This is a genomic window from Streptomyces sp. NPDC005706 (assembly GCF_040631045.1).
Lineage (GTDB): Bacteria > Actinomycetota > Actinomycetes > Streptomycetales > Streptomycetaceae > Streptomyces.
This window is the reverse complement of record NZ_JBEXYS010000044.1, coordinates 1-19003: the sequence shown is the minus strand read 5'-3', so window position 1 is coordinate 19003 and position 19003 is coordinate 1. Positions and strand designations below refer to the sequence as shown.

17 protein-coding genes and 5 tRNA genes are annotated in these 19003 nt (G+C 70.3%); 10 read left to right on the top strand and 12 right to left on the bottom strand.

Annotated elements, in window-relative coordinates; translation table 11 throughout:
- Positions 1-75 precede the first annotated feature (75 nt).
- Positions 76-792: an IclR family transcriptional regulator NdgR gene (gene ndgR, locus ABZ478_RS36630; RefSeq protein WP_009320373.1), complete on the top strand. Its 717-nt coding sequence runs from the start codon at positions 76-78 to the stop codon at positions 790-792.
- Positions 793-882: 90 nt separating this feature from the next.
- Here ndgR and ABZ478_RS36625 read toward each other — a convergent pair whose 3' ends face one another.
- On the bottom strand, positions 883-1407 hold the full coding sequence (locus ABZ478_RS36625) for a DUF4188 domain-containing protein (RefSeq protein WP_359556689.1): 525 nt from the start codon (positions 1405-1407) through the stop codon (positions 883-885).
- Positions 1408-1496: 89 nt separating this feature from the next.
- Between ABZ478_RS36625 and ABZ478_RS36620 the strand changes: the two genes are divergently transcribed.
- Positions 1497-2141: a MerR family transcriptional regulator gene (locus tag ABZ478_RS36620; RefSeq protein ID WP_359556687.1), complete on the top strand. Its 645-nt coding sequence runs from the start codon at positions 1497-1499 to the stop codon at positions 2139-2141.
- Positions 2142-2194: 53 nt separating this feature from the next.
- On the opposite strand, the gene ABZ478_RS36615 is transcribed toward ABZ478_RS36620, so the two are convergent.
- From ABZ478_RS36615 to ABZ478_RS36575, 9 genes are all read right to left on the bottom strand, one after another.
- Positions 2195-2267: transfer RNA gene (locus ABZ478_RS36615), tRNA-Glu, on the bottom strand.
- Positions 2268-2295: 28 nt separating this feature from the next.
- Positions 2296-2367: transfer RNA gene (locus ABZ478_RS36610), tRNA-Gln, on the bottom strand.
- Positions 2368-2388: 21 nt separating this feature from the next.
- Positions 2389-2461, bottom strand: a tRNA-Glu gene (locus ABZ478_RS36605).
- 29 nt (positions 2462-2490) lie between these two features.
- Positions 2491-2563, bottom strand: a tRNA-Glu gene (locus ABZ478_RS36600).
- Between the two features lie 38 nt (positions 2564-2601).
- Positions 2602-2673 (bottom strand) — tRNA-Gln (locus ABZ478_RS36595).
- 91 nt (positions 2674-2764) lie between these two features.
- Entirely contained in the window at positions 2765-3499 is a 735-nt protein-coding gene (locus ABZ478_RS36590; protein WP_359556685.1) for an HAD family hydrolase, read from the bottom strand.
- A gap of 129 nt (positions 3500-3628) precedes the next feature.
- The gene (gene gltX, locus ABZ478_RS36585; RefSeq protein ID WP_359556682.1) at positions 3629-5113 is read right to left on the bottom strand and encodes a glutamate--tRNA ligase; all 1485 of its coding nucleotides are present in this window, start codon (positions 5111-5113) and stop codon (positions 3629-3631) included.
- Positions 5106-5891, bottom strand: coding sequence for a fumarylacetoacetate hydrolase family protein (locus ABZ478_RS36580; protein ID WP_351664406.1), 786 nt, complete (start codon positions 5889-5891; stop codon positions 5106-5108). The genes gltX and ABZ478_RS36580 overlap by 8 nt, the downstream gene beginning before the upstream one ends.
- 466 nt (positions 5892-6357) lie before the next feature.
- Positions 6358-6549 carry a hypothetical protein gene (locus ABZ478_RS36575; RefSeq protein ID WP_358936900.1) on the bottom strand — a complete coding sequence of 64 codons (192 nt, stop codon included), beginning with the start codon at positions 6547-6549 and terminating at the stop codon, positions 6358-6360.
- Between the two features lie 563 nt (positions 6550-7112).
- On the opposite strand from ABZ478_RS36575, the gene ABZ478_RS36570 reads away from it, so the two are divergent.
- From ABZ478_RS36570 to ABZ478_RS36535, 8 genes are all read left to right on the top strand, one after another.
- The gene (locus ABZ478_RS36570; protein ID WP_359556679.1) at positions 7113-10868 is read left to right on the top strand and encodes a nitrate- and nitrite sensing domain-containing protein; all 3756 of its coding nucleotides are present in this window, start codon (positions 7113-7115) and stop codon (positions 10866-10868) included.
- Between the two features lie 9 nt (positions 10869-10877).
- Entirely contained in the window at positions 10878-11291 is a 414-nt protein-coding gene (locus ABZ478_RS36565; protein WP_003993189.1) for a roadblock/LC7 domain-containing protein, read from the top strand.
- A 111-nt stretch (positions 11292-11402) separates the two neighbouring features.
- Entirely contained in the window at positions 11403-11801 is a 399-nt protein-coding gene (locus ABZ478_RS36560; protein WP_143635912.1) for a DUF742 domain-containing protein, read from the top strand.
- Complete coding sequence (locus tag ABZ478_RS36555) at positions 11782-12357, top strand: ATP/GTP-binding protein (RefSeq protein WP_100828422.1); 576 nt, start codon at positions 11782-11784, stop codon at positions 12355-12357. Before ABZ478_RS36560 ends, ABZ478_RS36555 begins: the two co-directional genes overlap by 20 nt.
- A gap of 377 nt (positions 12358-12734) precedes the next feature.
- On the top strand, positions 12735-16010 hold the full coding sequence (locus ABZ478_RS36550) for a nitrate- and nitrite sensing domain-containing protein (RefSeq protein ID WP_359556676.1): 3276 nt from the start codon (positions 12735-12737) through the stop codon (positions 16008-16010).
- A gap of 10 nt (positions 16011-16020) precedes the next feature.
- A complete protein-coding gene (locus ABZ478_RS36545; RefSeq protein ID WP_005479603.1) occupies positions 16021-16434 on the top strand; it encodes a roadblock/LC7 domain-containing protein in 414 nt (137 codons plus the stop codon).
- Between the two features lie 94 nt (positions 16435-16528).
- Entirely contained in the window at positions 16529-17098 is a 570-nt protein-coding gene (locus tag ABZ478_RS36540; RefSeq protein ID WP_358940680.1) for a DUF742 domain-containing protein, read from the top strand.
- Complete coding sequence (locus ABZ478_RS36535; protein ID WP_009314218.1) at positions 17079-17660, top strand: ATP/GTP-binding protein; 582 nt, start codon at positions 17079-17081, stop codon at positions 17658-17660. The genes ABZ478_RS36540 and ABZ478_RS36535 overlap by 20 nt, the downstream gene beginning before the upstream one ends.
- 155 nt (positions 17661-17815) lie before the next feature.
- Here ABZ478_RS36535 and ABZ478_RS36530 read toward each other — a convergent pair whose 3' ends face one another.
- The gene (locus ABZ478_RS36530; RefSeq protein WP_199212144.1) at positions 17816-18004 is read right to left on the bottom strand and encodes an acyl-CoA carboxylase subunit epsilon; all 189 of its coding nucleotides are present in this window, start codon (positions 18002-18004) and stop codon (positions 17816-17818) included.
- Positions 18005-18061: 57 nt separating this feature from the next.
- The coding region (locus ABZ478_RS36525) for a carboxyl transferase domain-containing protein (RefSeq protein WP_359556673.1) at positions 18062-19003 on the bottom strand (942 nt) is incomplete at its 5' end.

Genomic DNA, 19003 nt, shown 5'->3' with positions numbered 1-19003 from the left:
TGTGTGATTCCAGGGTGGCGCGTTCCACGGAAAATTGAACTTGCGTTTCACAGAGTGAGACGCGAGTATCGTTGCATGGACAACAGTAGCGGCGTCGGCGTTCTGGACAAGGCGGCCCTCGTCCTGAGCGCTCTGGAGTCCGGTCCGGCCACCCTCGCGGGTCTGGTCGGCGCCACCGGACTGGCACGACCCACGGCCCACCGCCTGGCCGTGGCCCTGGAACACCACCGCATGGTGGCACGCGACATGCAGGGCCGGTTCATCCTCGGCCCGCGCCTCGCGGAACTGGCGGCGGCGGCCGGCGAGGACCGCCTGCTCGCCACGGCCGGCCCCGTGCTCACCCACCTCCGGGACGTCACCGGCGAGAGCGCGCAGCTCTATCGGCGCCAGGGGGACATGCGGATCTGCGTGGCCGCGGCCGAGCGTCTGTCCGGCCTGCGGGACACGGTCCCGGTCGGCTCCACGCTGACCATGAAGGCCGGTTCCTCCGCCCAGATCCTGATGGCCTGGGAGGAGCCGGAGCGGCTGCACCGCGGCCTGCAGGGCGCCCGTTTCACGGCGACGGCCCTGTCGGGCGTACGGCGGCGCGGCTGGGCCCAGTCCATCGGCGAGCGCGAGCCGGGCGTGGCGTCCGTCTCCGCGCCCGTGCGCGGCCCCTCCAACCGCGTGGTGGCCGCGGTGTCCGTCTCCGGCCCGATCGAGCGCCTGACCCGCCATCCGGGCCGTATGCACGCCCAGGCGGTCATCGACGCGGCGGCCCGTCTCTCCGAGGCGCTGCGCCGCTCGGGCTGAGCCACCGGCATCCCGGGAACGTCACCGGGGAGGGCCCGCCCCAACGCCGCGGCGAGCCCTCCCCGGTCCCCCGGTCCCCCGATCGCCCCGTCAGGCGGTCTTCCCGGACTCCGGCGCCCGCTGCGAGCGGTACGCGAACCGGTCCTTGGCGTACCGCCCCCGCTTCTCCAGCGGTACCTGCCCGTGCGCGGCGGCCAGCCCGAACGCCGGCATGTCGCCGTAGACCGACTCGTAGGAGCCCTCCGGGACGACGTACGTCTCGTGCCAGATGCCCACGTGCCCGCGCACCTTCCCGGCCCGCTCCCTGCGGTTGATCAGCGCCCAGACCCGGTGGTGGAAGGCGTCGGGCGCGGTCGCGTACGCGTAGAGCCGCTCCTTGGACTCCCAGTACTGCACCACGTAGTACGTCCGCGGCGAGGCCGTGAGCAGGACGCGCCCGAGCAGCCCCCGGTCCCTGTCCCGGGCCAGCTCCCCCAGCATGCGGAACATCGCCAGCATGACCGGGAGCCACTGGTGCACCGCCCAGAAGCGGTTGATGCGCATGCCGATCAGGAGGACCACCACATCGCCCTCCGCCGCAGCGGTGGTGCGGCCGAGTACCGGTCTGGTGAACATCACGACCCCCGTTTCGATTGATCGGATAGCACCACTATCCATTCGAGTGGTGCTTGGATAGTGACACTCCCCAAGGAGAGGCGCAAGAGATGCGGCTGGCCGAACTGAGCGAGCGCAGCGGTGTGTCCACCGCGACGATCAAGTACTACCTGCGCGAGGGTCTGTTGGCCCCGGGCCGGCAGATCAACGCCACCACGGCGGAGTACGACGAGGAGCACCTGCGGCGGCTGCGGCTGGTGCGCGCGATGATCCAGGTCGGCCGGATCCCGGTGGCGACGGTCCGCGAGGTGCTGGGCCATGTCGACGACGACTCGCTGGGTCGCACCATCCGGCTGGGCGCGGCCCTGTGGGCGCTGCCGCAGGTGCCGGAGCCGGACGAGGAGGACGAGTGGATCCGGGCCGCGCACGAGGGGGTGGACGAGCTGCTGGAGACACTGGGCTGGTCCAACGCCAAGCTGCTGGTCACCATCTCGCCCGCGTACCGCTCCCTGGTGGTGGCGGTGGCCGCGTTCCGCCGGCTCGGCTACGACTGGAACCCCGAACTGCTGGTCTCCTACGCGAAGTTGATGCACCAGGCGGCGGTCCTCGACCTGGACTTCGTGGAGACGCATCCCTCGGAGGCGGAGAAGGTGGAGACCGCGGTGCTGGGCGCGGTCCTCGTGGAGCCGATGCTGCAGGCGCTGCACCGGCTGGCGCAGGAGGAGGAGTCGGCGCGGCGGTACGGCTTCGAGTAGCCGCCGCCGGGAACGGCGAAGGCCCTCCGCCGAAGCGAAGGGCCTTCCTTTTGTACCCCCGACCGGATTCGAACCGGCGCTACCGCCTTGAGAGGGCGGCGTGCTAGGCCGCTACACAACGGGGGCCTGGACACTGCGTTTCCGCAGGTCCGAGCTGGTCTACCTGGACTCGAACCAAGACTAACTGAACCAGAATCAGTCGTGCTGCCAATTACACCATAGACCAATGATGGTTTAGACCAGTCCGTACCCCCGACCGGATTCGAACCGGCGCTACCGCCTTGAGAGGGCGGCGTGCTAGGCCGCTACACAACGGGGGCCCTAGCGATCTCGACTTGACCGAGATCAGTACCCCCGACCGGATTCGAACCGGCGCTACTGCCTTGAGAGGGCAGCGTGCTAGGCCGCTACACAACGGGGGCTTGCGGATGTGATCCGCGGCGCAGATGAGCTCTGCGAGCTGGCCTACCTGGACTCGAACCAAGACTAACTGAACCAGAATCAGTCGTGCTGCCAATTACACCATAGGCCACTGGAACTCAAGCCCCGTAAGGGTTCTCGTTCTAGTTCGCTCCCCCGGTTCTGGGCCTCTCGGCCCGCTCCCCGGCGGCGCAGGAAGAACATTACCTGAAGGTGGACGGGGCTCCAAAACGACTATCCGCGCCGAGGAGCCCGGGTAGTTCGGAGAGGGAGGCGATGCGGTGCGGTCCGGTGGGCGGATCCAGGGTGGCGTAGGCGCCGCCGCGGTCGATCCAGACCGACAGCAGCCCGGCGTCGGCGGCGCCCCGCCCGTCGATCTCCGGGTGGTCGCCGACGTACGCGACCTCGTGCGGGGCGAGCGCCAGGGCGTCGCAGGCGGCCAGGAAGGCGCCGGCCCGGGGCTTGGAGACGCCCAGCTCGGCGGCGCACAGCAGGGCCTCGAAGCGGTCGCGCACGCCGAGCAGGCGCAGCTTGCGGTCCTGGACGGTCAGGCTGGAGTTGGACAGCACCGCGTGCCGGTGGCTGGCGGCCAGCGCGTCGAGCACCGGCAGGACGTCCGGGAACAGGGACCAGGCGGCCTCGTAGTGCCGCACGTACCGCTGGAACCAGTCGTCGGCCTCGGTGTCCGTCAGCCCCGGCCGGTTCAGGAAGACCCGGGCGCGGTCGCGCCGCTGTGTGACGAAGTCGACCTCGCCGGCGGCGAAGCGGGCCCATTGCAGGTCGGTGATCTCCCGCCAGCGCGCGAGCGCCTCGTCCGGCGACCCGTACCCGGCGAGGAGCCCTTCGGCCACCAGGTGGGCGCGCATGCCCTCGCGGTCGGCGGTGGTGTAGTCGAAGAGGGTGTCGTCCACGTCCCAGACCACGGCGCGAATGCTCATGCCCCGACCGTAACCGGCGAGCGGCCACCGTGTCCGGGGACGGCCACCCGCCCGGTGCACGCACCTGGGGGGTACGGCGGAGGGCGGCACCCGGGTGTCCCGGGTGCCGCCCTCCGTGTGTGGCGTTCGTTACGCCGCGAGCCTCGCCAGTGCCGCGTCGATACGGGCCAGCGTCTTCTCCTTGCCCAGGACCTCGAGGGACTCGAAGAGGGGCAGGCCGACCGTGCGCCCGGTGACGGCGACGCGGACCGGGGCCTGGGCCTTGCCGAGCTTGAGGCCGTGCGCCTCGCCGGCGGCCAGGACCGCCTCCTTCAGGGACTCGGCCGAGGCCCAGTCGGCGGCCTCCAGCTTCTCCCGCGCCGTGCGCAGGAGGTCGTCGGAGCCCTCCTTCATGGCCTTCGTCCAGGACGCCTCGTCGAAGACCGGCTCGGCGAGGAACAGGAAGTCGACGTTGTCGGTGATCTCGGAGAGGACCTTCAGACGGGTCTGCGCGTGCGGCGCGATCGCCTGCCACTTGGCCTCGTCGAAGTCCTCCGGCGCCCAGGGGGCGGCCGGGGCCTTCAGCCACGGGCGGCAGCGCTCGGTGAAGTCCTTGACCTCCAGCATCCGGATGTGGTCGGCGTTGATCGCCTCGCACTTCTTCAGGTCGAAGCGCGCCGGGTTGGGGTTCACGTCCGCGATGTCGAAGGCCGCGACCATCTCCTCGACCGAGAAGATGTCCTGGTCGGCCGAGAGCGACCAGCCCAGCAGCGAGAGGTAGTTGAGCAGGCCCTCGGGCAGGAAGCCGCGCTCGCGGTAGAGGTTGAGCGAGGACTGCGGGTCGCGCTTGGAGAGCTTCTTGTTGCCCTCGCCCATGACGTACGGCAGGTGGCCGAAGGCCGGGGTCTGCTTGGCGATGCCCAGCTCGGTCAGCGCCTTGTACAGGGCGACCTGGCGCGGGGTGGAGGAGAGCAGGTCCTCGCCGCGCAGGACGTGGGTGATCTCCATCAGGGCGTCGTCGACCGGGTTCACCAGCGTGTACAGCGGGGCGCCGTTGGCGCGCACGATGCCGTAGTCCGGCACGTTCTCCGGAAGGTACGTGATCTCGCCGCGGATCAGGTCGGTGAAGGTGATCGTCTCGTCGGGCATGCGGAAGCGGACGATCGGGGAGCGGCCCTGGGCCTTGTACTCCTCGGCCTCCGCCTCGCCCAGGTCGCGGCAGTGGCCGTCGTAGCCGGACGGCTTGCCCGCGGCGCGCGCGGCCTCGCGACGGGTGTCCAGCTCCTCCTGGGAGCAGTAGCAGTGGTAGGCGTGACCGGCGTCCAGGAGCTTCTGGGCGACGTCCTTGTAGACGTCCATGCGCTGCGACTGGCGGTACGGCGCGTGCGGGCCGCCGATCTCGGGGCCCTCGTCCCAGTCGAAGCCCAGCCAGCGCATCGCGTCGAGCAGCTGGTTGTAGGACTCCTCGGAGTCGCGGGCCGCGTCGGTGTCCTCGATGCGGAAGACCAGGGTGCCCTGGTGGTGCCGGGCGAAGGCCCAGTTGAACAGGGCGGTGCGGACCAGGCCCACGTGGGGGTTACCGGTGGGCGAGGGACAGAAACGGACGCGTACGGGTGAGCCGGATGCGCTAGCCACGCTTGACAACCTTGTTGGTGAGAGTGCCGATGCCTTCGATGGTGACGGCGACCTCGTCGCCGACGTTCAGGGGGCCGACCCCCGCGGGGGTGCCGGTGAGGATGACGTCGCCGGGGAGCAGGGTCATGGCCTCGGAGATGTTGACGACCAGGTCCTCGATGGGGTGGATCATCTCGCTCGTGCGGCCGAGCTGGCGCTGTTCGCCGTTGACGGTGAGCTGCACGGTGAGGTCGTTCGCGCGCTCCAGGTCCAGGTCCGTCTCCACCCAGGGGCCGAGCGGGCAGGAGGAGTCGAAGCCCTTGGCCCGCGCCCACTGCTTCTCGCGCCTCTGCACGTCGCGGGCCGTGACGTCGTTGGCGCAGGTGTAGCCGAGGATCACGTCCTTGACGCGCTCGCGCGGCACCTCGCGGCACATGCGCCCGATGACGACGGCCAGCTCGGCCTCGTGGTGCAGTTCCTGAGAGAAGGACGGGTACCGGATCTCGTCGCCGGGGCCGATCACCGAGGTGGAGGGCTTGAAGAAGGCGAACGGGGCGTCGGGCACCTCGTTGCCCAGCTCGCGCGCGTGCTCGGCGTAGTTGCGGCCGAACGCCACCACCTTGTTGGGGAGCACCGGCGGAAGCAGCCTGACCTTGCTGAGCGGCACCTTCGTACCGGACAGCTCGTGGTCCGCGAACGGGATGCCCTTGATGATGTCGAGGACGAGTTCGTCCTCCTTGTCGCCCTCGACCGCGCCGAAGGCTACGTTCCCGTCGATGGAGAACCTGGCGATGCGCACGGGATCCTGCGCCCCTCAACTAGAACCGGCGTACTGACGCCCCAGGTTAACCGGTCGGGCCGGGCGGCGTTCGGGCAGTGCGGCGTGGCGGGCCTTTCCGGGTCGTGGATCGACGTGCGGCGAGCTGAATTCCACGGGATTACCCGGACGGCGCATTCGCGCATTACCCGCGAATTCACGGCGGCGCCCGCGGCCGCGGCGGGGGCGTGCGGCGCCCGGGCCGGAGGCCCTGCCGGGAGGGCGCACCGCCGGGCCGGCGGATCCGGCGCCCTCGGGCACCGGCCCCGTCCCACGGGCGGAGAATTCACAGCGGACGACGTGCCGGTGTATCGGATCGGTGGTGGTGCCATGGATTCCGGCCGGGGGAGAAAAAGGGGCCGGAGAGCGAATCCCGGTGAAAAACGAGCGCGGCCCGGAGATCGTGTGACCTCCGGGCCGCGCTCGGTGCTTCCGGTGCCGGGCTCGGCTACTCGCCGGCCGCGACGGCGCCGACCGGGACCTCCATGAGGACGGTGCGACGCGGATTGGCCGTCTGGGCCGGGAGGTCGACGGAGTGCTCCGGCAGCTCCGGGGTCTGCAGTTCGTCGGCGTCCTCGAGGTGCGCCAGCGTCGTGCGCCGCGGGTTGGCTATGTTGCGGAACATCATGGTCGTCTTCACCGTTGTCATCCTGTGGCCGAGGGTGGGTTGACAGAGCATCTCATCCTGTAAAGCGCAAGGCTAAACATCGGATTCCCCGCCATGGACGCGAACTCCACAAGATCTCCATGTGAGTTTCCTCACGACCTCATGGGCAAATCGGTCAATTCCGACTCGCATCTTCCGCCGGGAAAACGGACATTGACCACCTGAAGCCCGCATTCCGCTCCTGATCATGGCGACTGGGACACCTGATGGCGGACTCCGAGTCGCAGCGGTACGCCCGTTTTGTTGCGAATCGACTTACACGGTCCGTAGCCTGAGCCTCACACTCCGTCACATAGGTCACAGCTCGGCTCATGGCCCTTGTTGGAGATCCGGCACTGTGCTGGAATTCCACGGACCGCCGCGGGATCGAGCCGGCGCGCAGGGCGCAACGCAGCGCCGAGTGGCGGCGAGAAGGGGGAACCAGCGCCGGGTCACTCAAGACCACCGGGGGGCGTATTCAGGGCGCTCTCCAAGACGCCGACACCGTGTCCTTCCGTTCGCGCGGGGGGGCGCCTGGTCCAGAGGTTGCGACGCTAGTGCAGGGACGTTTCAAGAGGGATGGCAGCGCTTCGGCGGAGCCGGAGGCGCACGGCGGGACCGACCGCGGTTCCTCCCCCCAGCACGCCCAGAACCCGGGCCCGGCCCAGCCCGGCGACAGCGGTGAGCGCTCCGGGCGCCCCGGCACGTCGTCCACGGCGGGTCCGGCCGGTTCGGCGAAGGCCCAGAACCCCACTCCGCCCGCGAAGCCGGCCGGCAAGAGCCCGAGCGGCCCCGGCTCGCGCCTGGCCCTGCGCAACTGGCGCATCTCCACGCGCCTGGTGTCGCTGCTGGCGCTCCCCGTCGTCGCGGCGACCTCGCTGGGCGCGCTGCGCATCGGCGACTCGATGGACGACATCCAGCAGCTCGACAACATGAAGCTGCTGACGGACATGACCAAGCAGGCGACCGAGCTGGCCATGGCGCTCCAGGACGAGCGCGACCAGTCCGCCGGCCCGCTGGCGCACGGCCTGAAGCCCACCGACTACACGGTCAAGGGCTACCAGGACAAGACCGACCGGGCCCGGGAGAACTTCCTCGACTCCTCCGAGCAGATCGACGAGGCGAGCAAGAACGGCAACCTCCAGGGTGTCCGCGACACCCTGGTCAGCCTCGCCAACCAGCTCGACGGCCTCGCCAAGATCCGCCAGGACGCCTACAAGTCGAAGAACAACTCGACGCAGACGGTCGAGGCGTACCACCGGCTGATCACCCAGCTGATCGACCTCTCCCAGTCCATGGCCGAGGCGTCCAGCAACCCGGAGATGATCTCGCGCACCCGCGCCCTGGCGGCCTTCTCCAGCGCCAAGGAGTACGCCTCGGTGCAGCGTGCCGTCATCGCGGCGGCCCTGACCTCCAGCAACACCTCCAAGGGTGAGCTGTCCAAGAACGACCAGCTCTACGGCGAGTCGGCGTACTCGAGCGAGAAGTCGCAGATCGCGATCTTCCGCAAGATCTACAGCAGCCAGAACCCGGACGAGCTGCTCAAGCCGATCGAGGACAGCAACCCGACGATCCAGGCGGCGGACCTGTACGCCAAGCGGGTTCTGGAGTCCCCCGGCGGCCTCAACGACCTGCCGGCGCGCTCCTACCGCGACTGGGTCGACGACAGCTCCACCAAGATCCAGCAGATGAAGAACATCGAGCACACGCTGCTCGAGGACATGGAGCAGAAGGCCCGCGAGCTGAAGTCGTCCTCCGAGCAGGAGGCGATCCTCTCCGGCGCGCTGATCCTCATCGTGCTGGGCGTCTCGCTGGTCGGCGCCTTCGTCGTGGCCCGGTCCATGATCCGCTCGCTGCGCCGGCTGCAGGACACGGCCACCAAGGTCGCCCAGGACCGGCTGCCCGAACTGGTCAAGCAGCTCTCCGAGTCCGACCCGCAGGACGTGGACACGTCCGTGGAGTCGGTCGGTGTGCACTCCCGGGACGAGATCGGCCAGGTGGCCGCGGCCTTCGACGACGTGCACCGCGAGGCGGTCCGCCTCGCCGCCGAGCAGGCCCTGCTGCGGGGCAACGTCAACGCGATGTTCACCAACCTCTCGCGCCGCTCCCAGGGTCTGATCCAGCGTCAGCTCTCGCTGATCTCCGAACTGGAGTCCCGCGAGGCCGACCCGGACCAGCTCTCCTCGCTGTTCAAGCTCGACCACCTCGCCACCCGTATGCGCCGTAACGGTGAGAACCTCCTCGTCCTCGCGGGTGAGGAGCCCGGCCGCCGGTGGACCCGCCCGGTCCCGCTGGTCGACGTGCTCCGCGCCGCCGCGTCCGAGGTGGAGCAGTACGAGCGCATCGAGCTGGCCGCCGTGCCGACCACCGAGGTCGCCGGCCGCGTCGTCAACGACCTCGTGCACCTCCTCGCCGAGCTGCTCGAGAACGCCACCTCCTTCTCCTCGCCGCAGACCAAGGTCAAGGTCACCGGTCACGCGCTGCCCGACGGCCGCGTCCTGATCGAGATCCACGACACCGGTATCGGCCTCTCCCCCGAGGACCTCGCGGCGATCAACGAGCGGCTCGCCGCGCCGCCCACCGTGGACGTGTCGGTGTCCCGCCGCATGGGTCTGTTCGTGGTCGGCCGTCTGTCGCAGCGGCACGGCATCCGCATCCAGCTCCGCCCGTCCGACTCCGGCGGCACGACCGCGCTGGTCATGCTGCCCGTCGACGTCGCCCAGGGCGGCAAGAAGCCCGTTCCGGGCAAGCCCGGCGCCCCCGCGGCGACCGGTGGCCCCGCCGCCGCGCAGGCCGCGGCCGGTGTCGCCGCCGCCCGCCGCGGCAACGGCGGCGGTCAGGGTGGTGCCCTCGGCGGCGCGCCGTCCGCCGGACGCCTCGGCACCGGACAGGGCCCGCGCGGTCAGGTCGGCTCCGCCCAGGGTCCGCGGGCCGCGCTGCCCGGCACGGGCCAGGGCGGCCGTCCCGGTGCGCCGGGCGGAGCGCGCGGTCCGCAGGGCCCGGGTGGCCCGCAGCAGGGCCGGCCGGCTCCGGCCGGGGCCGGCGCGGGCGGCTTCGGCGGTCAGCCGGGCGCCGGGCAGGGCCAGCGGGCCGGCGGCGGTCCGCAGCAGGACATGTTCGGCGGTCGCGGTCCGGCGGCGCAGCGCGGTGGCGCGGGCGGCTCCGACCAGGGCCGTCAGCCCCAGCTTCCGCCGCGCGGCGGCCCCCGGGCCGAACTGCCCGGCGGCAACCCGCAGTCCGACCCCGCGGACTGGCGCGGCAACGCCCAGGCTCCGCTGTCGCGTGCCTCGCTGGACGCCCCGCGCGGCCATGACGAGCAGAACCCGGCGCAGACCTCGGGCATGCCGCGCTTCGACGACCGGCAGGGCCCGGGCTCGACGGCGGAGATGCCGCGGATCGACGCTCAGGGTCCGGCCTCGACGGGCGAGTTCCCCCGCCCGGACTTCGGGATGAACGGCTCCACAGGCCAGTTCGCGCGTCCCGGCGCCGAGAACCCGCAGCAGACCGGCCAGTTCCAGCGTCCGGCCGCCCCGGCCGCCCCGCAGGACAACGGCCAGTACGGCCAGCAGGGCGGCAACGGCCAGTACGTCCGCTCCGACGTCTTCGGCACGTCGGCGTCCGGGCAGCAGGACCCGCAGAGCACCGGCCAGTTCGCGGCCCCGCAGGCGTACGACGGCGGCTTCGACGGCGGTTCCACCGGACAGCACGCGCTGCCCGGCCGCCAGGCCCCGGCCGACACCGGCCAGTTCGAGCGTCCGCAGCCCGCTGCCCGTGCCGACTTCGGCGCGCCGCGGCCGCCGGCCCCGCAGCAGCAGCCGCCGCAGCAGCGTCCCGCCCGCCGCGAGCCGGAGGCGCTGCCGCCGGCCACCGGTCCGGGCGACGGCCGCACCCCGCTGTACGACACGCTGGAGACCAACTGGTTCCACGGTCACCAGCAGGAGCGGCAGCCGGAGAACACCCCGGCCGCGGCGCCGCAGCAGCAGGCGCCCGCGCCGGCCCAGCAACGTCCCGCCGCCACCGGTTCCTGGCGCACCTCGCCGAACGACGAACTCGTCCGGCAGGCGGAGCGCGTACGGCAGCCCGCGGCGGGCGGCGTCACCACCTCCGGCCTGCCGCGCCGGGTGCCCAGGGCGAACCTCGTCCCGGGCACGGCTCAGCAGCAACAGCACCAAGCCGGTCCGCAGGTCTCGCGTGCGCCTGACGACGTACGCGGCCGGCTGACCAATCTCCGTCGGGGCATCGCGCAGGGCCGTCAGGCCGGCAACGGCCAGACCGGCAGTTTCCAGAGCCCCACTCACCAGCAGGAGCGTTAGTTGAGTCCGATGAGCCAGGCGGCACAGAACCTGAACTGGTTGATCACCAACTTCGTGGACAACACCCCTGGGGTGTCGCACACGGTGGTGGTCTCCGCCGACGGCCTTCTGCTGGCCATGTCCGAAGGTTTTCCGCGTGACCGCGCCGACCAGTTGGCGGCCGTCGCGTCCGGGCTGACCTCGCTGACCGCCGGGGCGTCCCGGATCTTCGAGGGCGGCAGCGTGGCGCAGACGGTCGTCGAGATGGAGCGCGGGTTCCTCTTCCTCATGTCCGTCTCGGACGGGTCTTCCCTCGCGGTCCTGGCCCACCCCGAGTGCGACATCGGCCTGGTCGGCTACGAGATGGCACTGCTGGTCGACCGTGCAGGGGCGGTACTCACCCCGGATCTGCGCGCCGAACTCCAAGGCAGTCTGCTTCACTGACCGGCCCCGGCACCACCCACCTCACAAAAACACCGTCCGGCCGTCACAATCCCCCCACCGGCCCCTTCCGACGGCTCGCCTGACCGACTTGCTGTCCCGCCCGGAGGATTCATGACCCCGCCCACCGCCTCTCATGATCCGTACGCGGAGCCGTACGGGGACGAGGGCGACCAGCCGCTGGTACGTCCGTACGCGATGACCGGTGGCCGGACCCGGCCGCGCTATCAGCTCGCCATCGAGGCACTGATCAGCACCACGGCCGACCCGGCAGCGCTCATGGGACTGCTCCCGGAACACCAGCGCATCTGCCACCTCTGCCGTGAGGTCAAGTCGGTCGCGGAGGTGTCGGCGCTGCTGGCCATGCCGCTCGGCGTGGCCCGGATCCTGGTCGCCGACCTCGCAGAGGCCGGCATGGTCGCCATCCACCAGCCGGGTGGCGACGAGAACAACGGCGGCGCTCCGGACGTGACGCTGCTCGAAAGGGTGCTCAGTGGACTTCGCAAGCTCTGACGCGGGCCGGGCCACCACCTCCGCGAAGATCGTGGTGGCGGGCGGCTTCGGCGTGGGCAAGACCACGTTCGTCGGCGCCGTCTCGGAGATCAACCCGCTGCGCACAGAGGCCGTCATGACGTCCGCTTCGGCCGGCATCGACGACCTCACGCACACCGGTGACAAGACCACCACCACGGTGGCCATGGACTTCGGCCGTATCACGCTGGACCAGGACCTGATCCTGTACCTCTTCGGTACGCCCGGTCAGGACCGCTTCTGGTTCATGTGGGACGACCTCGTTCGCGGCGCGATCGGCGCGGTGGTCCTCGTGGACACCCGCCGTCTCGCCGACTGCTTCCCGGCGGTCGACTACTTCGAGAACAGCGGACTGCCCTTCGTCATCGCCCTCAACGGCTTCGACGGACAGCAGCCCTACGCCCCCGAAGAAGTACGGGAAGCGCTGCAGATCGGTCCGGACGCCCCGATCATCACGACGGACGCCCGGCACCGCGCGGACGCCAAGAGTGCGCTGATCACGCTGGTGGAGCACGCGCTCATGGCCCGCCTGCGGTAGCACCCAATTGAGACGTGCCGTACGGCAGTTGCCGTACGGCAAGCGGAGCCGGCTGTGGCCTTTGACACGGTCGGCTCCAGTGTTCATAACGGTTCGGCAGAGGAATCGCCGTTCTTCACCACGCGACGCGTTCGGACGGTGTCGCTGCGCGCACGACTGCCCCGCCTTTTGGCGGGGCTCGCTCTTTATGCCCGTTTTATCTAGGGCGTACATCACTCGGAACCTCAGGTTCCGAGTGTTTGGAAGAGCGGATGCCGACGTGCTGGAATGCCTGAACTGCCTAATAGTCAAAGACATACTGAGTGGTCGATGACGAACCGGGCTCTGAGAGACTGCGGCACGACGAAGGTGCCGACCGCCGAGAGGTTGTTGGTCGAGTGAGGCGAAGCAAGAACGGTCCCGAGCCGTCGGCGCGGGGCAACTTCACCCCGCCGCCGCGCGCTGCGGTGCCCACCCCTGTGCCGGGTGCCGAGCCCTCGGCCACTCCCCCGGCCGGCGGTGGCCGTTTCTCACCGCGCAACTGGCGGGTGCCGACGCGGCTGAACGCGATCCTGCTCATACCCGTGGCGGTCGGCCTCATCATGGGCGGCTTCCAGGTGAAGAGCTCGATCGACACCTGGAACGAGGCCCGGGACGCGGAGAACACCGCCCGCCTGGTGCGCGCCTCCCTCAGCTACGCCGACGCGCTCGAGAACGAGCGTGACGTCACCGCGGCCCCGCTGCTGCTGGGCAACCAGAAGGACGTCGTCACCGCGGCCCGCAAGCAGACGGACCAGGCGGCCGCCGTCTTCCACCAGGCAGCGCAGAACGTGCCGGACAAGCCCGGCATCAAGCGCCGTCTGGATCTCTTCCGCAAGGCAGAGCCCACGCTGCAGACGCTGCGCCGGGTCGCGTACACCAAGAAGACCACCGGTGTGAAGACCGAAGAGGGCTACGTCGAGGTCGCGCACCCCCTGATGGAGTTCGCCAACGAACTCGGTCTGGGTACCGGCAACATCACCTCCTACGGCCGAACCGTCTACGCCATGTCGCTCACCAAGGCGGCACTGTCGCTGGAGCGGTCGATCGGCATGCACCTGCTGGTCAAGCCCGGTCCGGACGACCCCAACCTGGCGACGCAGCGGGTCTCCCTGTCCTCGTACGCCTACCTGGAGCGCATCGCGCTGGAGGAGTACCTCGGCGGTGGCACCGACGAGGACGCGCAGAAGCTGACCGACGCGCAGGCGAAGATCAAGACGGACGGCGCCGCGCTGGTCGCGCAGGAGAAGCAGAAGGACCCGAAGTACGTCGCGCCGCCGTCCAAGCCGAACGCGATGGTCTCGGCGCTGGCGACGATGAAGGACACCACCCCGCTCACCCGCCAGCAGATGGCGGCGGGCGGCGTGACGGCCCAGAACTGGTGGGGGGTCAACACCCTCAAGTACAAGGCCTACCGCCAGATCGAGTCGGACCTCGCCGACAAGGCCGTGACCGAGGCGTCCGGCATCGCCGACGACGCCAAGACCTCGGCCATCACCACCGGTGCCGTCGTCGTCGTGGCCCTGCTCCTCGCCTTCATCCTGGCCGGTGCCGTGGCCCGCCAGATGAGCCGCTCGATGCGCCAGCTCCGCAACGCCGCGTTCGGCGTCGCCGAGCAGCGTCTGCCGATGCTGGTCGACCAGCTCTCCCGCACCGACCCGGGCCGGGTCGACACCCGGGTCGCCCCGATCCCGATCCACACCAAGGACGAGATCGGCGAGGTCGCCCGCGCCTTCGACCAGGTCCACCGCGAGGCGGTCCGGCTCGCCTCCGAGCAGGCGCTGCTGCGGGGCAACATCAACGCGATCTTCACCAACCTCTCCCGCCGCAACCAGTCGCTGATCGAGGGCCAGCTGACCCTGATCACCGACCTGGAGAACAACGAGGCGGACCCGGACCAGCTCGAGAACCTCTTCAAGCTGGACCACCTGGCCACCCGTATGCGCCGCAACGGCGAGAACCTCCTGGTCCTCGCCGGCGAGGAGCCCGGCCGCCGCTGGGACCAGCCGGTCCCGCTGGTCGACGTGCTGCGCGCCGCCTCCTCCGAGGTGGAGCAGTACGAGCGCATCGAGCTGTCCGGCGTGCCGGAGGCCGAGATCCACGGCCGTGCCGTGACCGACCTCGTGCACCTGCTGGCCGAGCTGCTGGAGAACGCCACCACGTTCTCCTCGCCCCAGACCAAGGTGCGCGTCACCGCGACCCGTCTGCCCGACGGCCGCGTCATGGTCGAGATCCACGACAAGGGCATCGGTCTCACCGCCGAGGACTTCGCGGACATCAACCACAAGCTGGCCAACCCGCCGACCGTGGACGCCGCCATCTCCCAGCGCATGGGCCTGTTCGTGGTCGGCCGGCTGTCCGACCGGCACGGCATCCGCGTCCAGCTGCGCCCCTCGGGCGAGCAGGCCGGCACCACCTCGCTGGTCATGCTGCCGGACGCGATCACACACGGCGGTGGCGGTGAAGCCCCGCTGGACCGCGAGGAGTTCACGGTCTCCCAGATCATCCCGGAGCAGCAGTTCCGCGGTGAGGACTTCGCCCAGGTGCAGCATCAGCCGATGCGCACCGCCGCCGAACTCGGCTTCGACGACAGCCGCTACTCGGAGGTCCCCGACGACCTCCGCGACCTGGACCCCGTGGGCCGCTCCCTGATGCGCGAGGAGCGCCGTGCCGCGCTGGAGGCCCAGTCGCACGACGAGCCGCAGCAGGAGGCCGACGGGCAGCGCGGGTACGCGGGCGAGTTCGACGCCCGGCAGGCCGGCTACGACGGCGCGGCCGGGTTCGGCGAGCAGCCCGCCCAGCCCGCCGCGTACGACGGCGGGCAGGCCTACGGCGACCAGCAGCAGGCGTACGAGGAGCACCGGAACGCCGGGTACGAGCCCTCGTACGACGACCAGTACTACGCGCCGAACGGTGGCGTGCCGCGCGACGACGGCTTCGCCCCGAACGGTGGCGGCTACCCCGAGCCCGCGTATGCGGAACCGGCCCAGGAGGAGCAGGCGCCCGCGCACGGCTCCGCGTCCGACGGGTTCGGCTCCTACGAGGGCCAGTCCTACCAGGACGACTGGCCGCAGCAGGACAGCTACCGGAACGGCTATCCGTCTCATTACGCTCCGGAAACGGAACCGCAGTCCGCTGACGCGGGCGAGCGGAACGGCGTAGGCTTCGACCGTCCGGGAACGACCTCTTCCGCCGCCCACCGGATGACCGACGCCGGTCTGCCCCGCCGCGGATCCGCGAGCGGTCCCAGCGGCTCGAACGGCGCCGGGCGCGCACAGCCGGAGACGCCGGCCCCCGCGGGGAACACCCCGGGGAGCAACGGCGACGGCGACTGGCGTTCGGCCAACGACGAGCGCTGGCAGCAGGCTTCGCAGCTCCGCAAGCCGAAGGCGGGCGGCGTCACCGCCTCCGGCCTGCCCCGGCGGGTACCCAAGGCCAATCTGGTCGAGGGCACCGCCGAGAGCACCCCTCAGGGAGGCCCGCAGGTCTCCCGCGCCCCGGAGGACGTCCGGGGCAGGCTGAGCAACCTGCGTCGGGGCGTCCAGCGCGGACGCAGCGCAGGCAGTGAATCGAACGGCCAGGCCACTGGGAATCAGCACAGTGGTCCTGACAGCACCTACAACCAGGAGCGTTAGTGTGAGCCCGATGAGCCAGGCGGCACAGAACCTGAACTGGTTGATCACCAACTTCGTGGACAACACCCCGGGGGTGTCCCACACGGTGGTGGTCTCCGCCGACGGACTCCTTCTGGCGATGTCCGAAGGGTTTCCCCGCGACCGCGCGGACCAGCTCGCGGCCGTCGCCTCCGGTCTGACGTCTCTGACGGCAGGCGCCTCCCGCATCTTCGAGGGCGGCAGCGTGAACCAGACAGTTGTGGAGATGGAGCGGGGATTCCTCTTCATCATGTCCGTCTCCGACGGTTCCTCGCTCGCTGTTCTGGCCCACCCGGAAGCGGACATCGGCCTCATCGGGTACGAGATGGCACTTCTCGTGGACCGCGCGGGCACGGTTCTCACCCCGGATCTCCGCGCGGAGCTCCAGGGAAGCCTTCTCAACTAACAGACGAACGGTGCGTATTCGCGTCCCGGGGCCGTAAGGTTTCGGGACGCGGCTCCACACGGATGGGTGCCCGGCACAGTCGGAGGAGGAGAAAGTGGCAACACCCCCAGGCGGTTCGCATTCGGGCAACTGGTCGTACGGCCCTGCCCAGGGCCAGAGCGACGGTTCGGCGAACCGGTACGACTTCCCCTCCGCCCCTGGTCACCGCCGGCCGTACGCTCCGCAGGGCCCCGGGCCCTCGCCGTACGACCAGCCGCCGGCCCCGCGGATCCAGCCGGTCCAGCCGCAGCGCCGCCCCGAGCCGGCGCCGGCATCCGCATCGAACAACCCCTTGGTGCGTCCGTACGCCATGACCGGCGGCCGGACCCGCCCGCGCTACCAGCTCGCCATCGAGGCACTGGTGCACACCACCGCCGCTCCGCACCAGATGCAGGGCCAGCTGCCCGAACATCAGCGGATCTGCAACCTGTGCCGGGAGATCAAGTCGGTGGCCGAGGTCTCGGCCCTGCTCACGATCCCCCTCGGCGTCGCCAGGATTCTCGTCGCCGACTTGGCGGAGGCGGGCCTGGTCGCCATCCATCAGCCCGGCGGCGACGAGAACGCCGGTGGCCAGCCAGACGTGACACTGCTCGAAAGGGTGCTCAGTGGACTTCGCAAGCTCTAGCGGCGGTCCTTCCCGCTCCACCACCTCCGCGAAGATCGTGGTGGCGGGCGGCTTCGGCGTGGGCAAGACCACGTTCGTCGGCGCCGTCTCGGAGATCAACCCGCTGCGCACAGAGGCCGTCATGACGTCCGCTTCGGCCGGCATCGACGACCTCACCCACACCGGTGACAAGACCACCACCACGGTGGCCATGGACTTCGGCCGTATCACCCTGGACCAGGACCTGATCCTGTACCTCTTCGGTACGCCCGGTCAGGACCGCTTCTGGTTCATGTGGGACGACCTGGTGCGCGGCGCGATCGGCGCGATCGTCCTCGTCGACACCCGCCGTCTCGCCGACTGCTTCCCCGCGGTCGACTACTTCGAGAACAGCGGACTGCCCTTCGTCATCGCCCTCAACGGCTTCGACGGACAGCAGCCCTACAACCCGGACGAGGTCCGTGAGGCCCTGCAGATCGGCCCGGACACCCCGATCATCACGACGGACGCCCGGCACCGCGCGGACGCCAAGAGTGCGCTGATCACGCTGGTGGAGCACGCCCTCATGGCCCGCCTGCGCTAGGCGGCCGGTCGCTCAGGAACCCGTGTCCCGGAAGGGACGCGGGTTCTTCCTTTTCCCCCGCCCTCGTACCCCCCGCACGACATGAGAGAGGGCCCCTCCGAGCGGAGGGGCCCTCTCTCATGTCGTGCGGGGGCGGCCCGTGGGGCCGTCGCCGGTCAGCCGTGCCAGCTGTGCGGGGCGCGGAAGCCGGGCTCGCGCTCCAGCCGGCGCCAGCCGGCCTTGGCACGGCCGCGGTGCGCCGGGGCGGCCGGCTGGGCGGCCGCACGGGCCAGCAGAACGGCCGTGATGGCGGCGACTTCCTCGGGCTCGGCGTGGCCCTTCTCGACGCGGATGTCAGTGTTCATGGGTGTCAGTCTCCGTCAGTAAGAGGTCCGCGGGGTTGCCGCGACGGGTCCGCTCGGTTACTGCGGGGGGTTGCCGTGCTTGCGGGAGGGCAGGTCGGCGTGCTTGGACTGCAGCATCGCCAGCGACTTCACCAGCACCTCGCGGGTCTCGGCGGGGTCGATCACGTCGTCGACCAGACCGCGCTCGGCCGCGTAGTACGGGTGCATCAGCTCGGCCTTGTACTCCTTGACCATCTTCTGCCGCATGGCCTCGGGGTCCTCGGCGTCCGCGATCTGGCGGCGGAAGATGACGTTGGCCGCGCCCTCGGCGCCCATCACGGCGATCTCGTTGGTGGGCCAGGCGTAGGTGAGGTCGGCGCCGATCGACTGGGAGTCCATCACGATGTACGCACCTCCGTACGCCTTGCGCAGGATCAGCGAGATCCTCGGCACGGTGGCGTTGCAGTAGGCGTACAGCAGCTTCGCTCCGTGCCGGATGATTCCACCGTGCTCCTGATCGACGCCGGGCAGGAAGCCGGGTACGTCCAGAAGAGTGATGATCGGGATGTTGAACGCGTCGCACATCTGTACGAAGCGGGCGGCCTTCTCGGACGCCTCGATGTCCAGCACACCCGCCAGCACCTGGGGCTGGTTGGCGATGATGCCGACGACCTGGCCGTCCAGCCGGGCCAGCGCGCAGATGATGTTGCGCGCCCAGCGCTCGTGGACCTCGAGGTACTCGCCGTCGTCGACGATCTCCTCGATGACCTTGGTCATGTCGTACGGACGGTTGCCGTCGGCCGGGACCAGGTCGAGCAGGACGTCGGAGCGGCGGTCCACCGGGTCCGAGGAGTCGGTCCCGGGCGGGTTCTCCCGGTTGTTCTGCGGCAGCAGCGAGAGGAGGTAGCGCACCTCGGCGATGCACGTCTCCTCGTCGTCGTAGGCGAAGTGGCAGACGCCGGAGGTCTCGGCGTGCACGTCGGCGCCGCCGAGCCCGTTCTGGGTGATCTCCTCGCCGGT